This window comes from Streptomyces sp. LS1784, from assembly GCF_020103755.1.
Taxonomy (GTDB): domain Bacteria; phylum Actinomycetota; class Actinomycetes; order Streptomycetales; family Streptomycetaceae; genus Kitasatospora.
Genome location: NZ_JAHSQD010000893.1, coordinates 1 through 2227 on the forward strand (window position 1 = coordinate 1; position 2227 = coordinate 2227).

General features: G+C 73.6%; 2 protein-coding genes and 1 pseudogene. 2 read left to right on the forward strand and 1 reads right to left on the reverse strand.

Annotated elements, in window-relative coordinates:
- Positions 1-199 precede the first annotated feature (199 nt).
- A complete protein-coding gene (locus tag KS423_RS43905) occupies positions 200-709 on the reverse strand; it encodes a GbsR/MarR family transcriptional regulator (RefSeq protein ID WP_224285281.1) in 510 nt (169 codons plus the stop codon).
- A gap of 94 nt (positions 710-803) precedes the next feature.
- Between KS423_RS43905 and KS423_RS43910 the strand changes: the two genes are divergently transcribed.
- Together KS423_RS43910 and KS423_RS43915 are read left to right on the forward strand one after the other, a co-directional pair.
- On the forward strand, positions 804-1730 hold the full coding sequence (locus KS423_RS43910; protein ID WP_224285282.1) for an ABC transporter ATP-binding protein: 927 nt from the start codon (positions 804-806) through the stop codon (positions 1728-1730).
- A pseudogene (locus KS423_RS43915) lies at positions 1727-2227 on the forward strand (ABC transporter permease); the annotation flags it as partial. The gene KS423_RS43910 and the pseudogene KS423_RS43915, both read left to right, overlap by 4 nt.

The window sequence follows — 2227 nt, forward strand, 5'->3', positions numbered from 1 at the left end:
CGGCACCCCGACGGCAACGCCCCTCCCGGGCTGCCCCACTCCCGCCCCGACCGCGACGGGCACCCCTGGCAGCGCGCCCGGCACCACCCCCAGCGCCGCGTTCTCGCCGTCGGCCGCCCCGACGAAGTGACCCGACGGGCGCGGTTCCTCCCGGGGAACCGCGCCCGCTCGTCGGCTGACTGCCCGCCAGGCCGACCCGCTACTGCGCCCGGGCCGCGCGGTGCTCGCGCCAGCGGCCCAGCATCCCGTGCAGCTCGTCGATCATGAACTCGAAGAAGGCGGCGCTCTCGGCCAGCCGCTCCCCCGCCACGGTGCCGGCGCCGACGGTGACTTCGCCGTCGCGCAGCACCCGGATCCAGCGCAGCATGAGCTCGTCGCGCCGGGTCAGTGACTCGAACCAGGCGTCATCGAGCACCCGGTAGCGGTCGCGCCGGGAGCCGGGCTCGCGCTCCTTGGCGACCAGGCCGATCTGGATCAGGTAGCGCATCGCGCCGGAGACGGCGGCCGGGCTGATCCGCAGGCGTTCGGAGAGCTCGGCGGAGGTGAGCACCCCACTCTCCTCCGCCATCAGGCAGGAGAAGATCCGGGACGGCATCCGGCCCATGCCCGCGACCACCAGCTCCGCCGCGAAGCGCTCGACGAACTCCGACACCGCCGTGTCGTCGCTCCCCTGCTCCGGGTTCCCGGCCTCCTTCGCCCCCTGCACCACGCTGCTCCCCTTTCCGATGACCGCTCATCGCCGATCGCACTTTAACGTCTTCCAAATCTTCACGTTTTTCTGAATCTACGGTAGCTTCGCAAGCATGACCAAGGCCATCACCCTGTCCGGCCTGCGCAAGACCTTCGGCCGGACCACCGCGCTGGACGGCCTCGACCTGACCGTCGAGGCCGGCGAGGTCCACGGCTTCCTCGGGCCCAACGGGGCCGGGAAGTCCACAACCATCCGCGTCCTGCTCGGCCTGCTGCGCGCCGACGGCGGCAGCGCCCGGATGCTCGGCCGGGACCCGTGGCACGATGCCGTCGAGCTGCACCGCCGCCTCGCCTACGTGCCGGGCGACGTCGAACTCTGGCCCAACCTCACCGGCGGCGAGGCCATCGACCTGCTCTCCCGGCTGCGCGGCCGGCTCGACCGCCGCCGCCGGGACGAGCTGATCGAGCGCTTCCACCTCGACCCCACCAAGAAGGGCCGCAGCTACTCCAAGGGCAACCGGCAGAAGGTCGCCATCGTCGCCGCGCTCGCCTCCGACGCCGAGCTGCTGCTGCTCGACGAACCGACCTCCGGCCTGGACCCGCTGATGGAGGTGGTCTTCCAGGACGTCGTGCGCCAGGCCAAGCACGAGGGCCGCACCGTCCTGCTGTCCAGCCACATCCTGGACGAGGTGGAGAAACTGGGCGACCGGGTCAGCATCATCCGGCACGGCAAGGTGGTGCAGAGCGGCACCCTCGGCGAGCTGCGCCACCTCACCCGCACCACCGTCGAGGCGGAGACCCTGCGCCCGGTCGCCGGGCTGGACACCCTGACCGGCGTGCACGGTCTGCGCACCGAGGGCAACCGGGTCCACTTCGCCGTGGACGGTACCCGACTCGACGCCGCCGTACGGGCCCTGAGCGCGGCCGGGCTGCGCAGCCTGGTCAGCCACCCGCCCACCCTGGAGGAGCTCATGCTGCGCCACTACGGCGACGAGCTGGCCGCCAACGGGCACCGCGTCGAGGGCGAGGCCCTGCGATGACCGCCACCGCCGCCGGACCGGCCGCCGGCCGCACAGCCGCACCCCACCGCCCGGCGACCCGCACCACCCTGGCCGGCACCGTCGCGCTGCTGCGCTTCGCCCTGCGCCGCGACCGGTTCCGGCTGTCCGCCTGGGTGCTCGGCCTCTGGCTGGTCACCGTGGCCACCGCCAACAGCGTCCACACCGTCTACCCGACCGCCGCCGACCGCGCCTCCATCGCACACGGCTCGGACAACCCGGCGGTGCTCGCCATGAGCGGTCCGGCCCACTACCTGGCCGACTACACCTGGGGCGCCATGCTCGGCCACCGGATGCTCGGCCTGCTGGCCGTGCTGGCCGGCCTCATGAGCATCCTGACCGTCACCCGGCACTCCCGGGCCGAGGAGGAGAGCGGCCGCGCCGAACTGGTCCGCTCCGCAGCCGTCGGCCGGCACGCCCCGCTCGCCGCCGCCCTGGCCGCCGCCGCCGTCGCCGACCTCGCACTCGGCCTGCTGCTC

What these genes read in the sequence shown, in the direction of transcription:
- KS423_RS43910 (WP_224285282.1), top strand. Translation starts at nt 804, where the DNA reads ATGACCAAGGCCATCACCCTGTCCGGCCTGCGCAAGACCTTCGGCCGG.